We start from the raw sequence: 680 nt of genomic DNA, 5'->3' as shown, positions 1-680 counted from the left end.
CGGCCGGGGCGATCGTGGCGGCGGCGGAGGCCGCGGGCACGCACGAGCTGATCCTGCGTCTCCCGCAGGGCTACGACACGCCGCTGGGCGAGGGCGGGGCCGGGCTCTCGGCCGGGCAGCGCCAGCGCGTCGGGCTGGCCCGGGCGCTGTACGGCGAGCCGTTCCTGGTGGTGCTGGATGAGCCCAACGCCAACCTCGACGCCGAGGGCGAGGCGGCGCTGACCCGGGCGATCCACGGGGTGCGTGCGCGCGGCGGGGTGTGCGTGGTGGTCGCCCACCGCCCGAGCGCGCTGGCGGCGGTCGACCTCATCCTGGTGATGGCCGAGGGCCGGGTCCAGGCGTTCGGCCCGAAGGAGGACGTGCTCAAGCGGGTGCTGCGCCCGGTGGCGGCGCAGCCGGCGGATCAACAGCGGGAGCGGGCGTGATGTCGGCAGGATCTCTCACCCTCCCGGGGCTGCCCGGATCCGGCCCGGGGCCGCGCGGCCCGGCCAACCCGTCGCCCGCGCGGGAGCACCCGCGCGCCTCGATCCGCCGGCAGATGCTCGTGGCCGGGGTGATCTCGCTGGCGCTGGTGCCGGGCCTGGGCGGCTGGGCGGCGCTGACCTCGTTTGCGGGTGCGGTGATCGCCCCGGGCCAGCTCGTGGTCGAGTCCGAGATCAAGAAGGTGCAGCACCCGACCG

The 680-nt window shown here is 76.9% G+C and carries 1 protein-coding gene and 1 pseudogene; both read left to right on the top strand.

Annotated features, from left to right (window positions below; translation table 11 throughout):
• Window positions 1–425: ATP-binding cassette domain-containing protein (locus FV233_RS29730; RefSeq protein WP_147899613.1), on the top strand; the 425-nt coding region annotated here is incomplete at its 5' end.
• Window positions 425–680 (top strand): annotated as a pseudogene (locus tag FV233_RS29725) (hypothetical protein); the annotation flags it as partial. The gene FV233_RS29730 and the pseudogene FV233_RS29725, both read left to right, overlap by 1 nt.

This window comes from Methylobacterium sp. WL7 (assembly GCF_008040085.1).
Lineage (GTDB): Bacteria > Pseudomonadota > Alphaproteobacteria > Rhizobiales > Beijerinckiaceae > Methylobacterium > Methylobacterium mesophilicum.
Note: the sequence above shows the minus strand (reverse complement) of the source record. Positions and strands in the feature narration are given on the sequence as shown.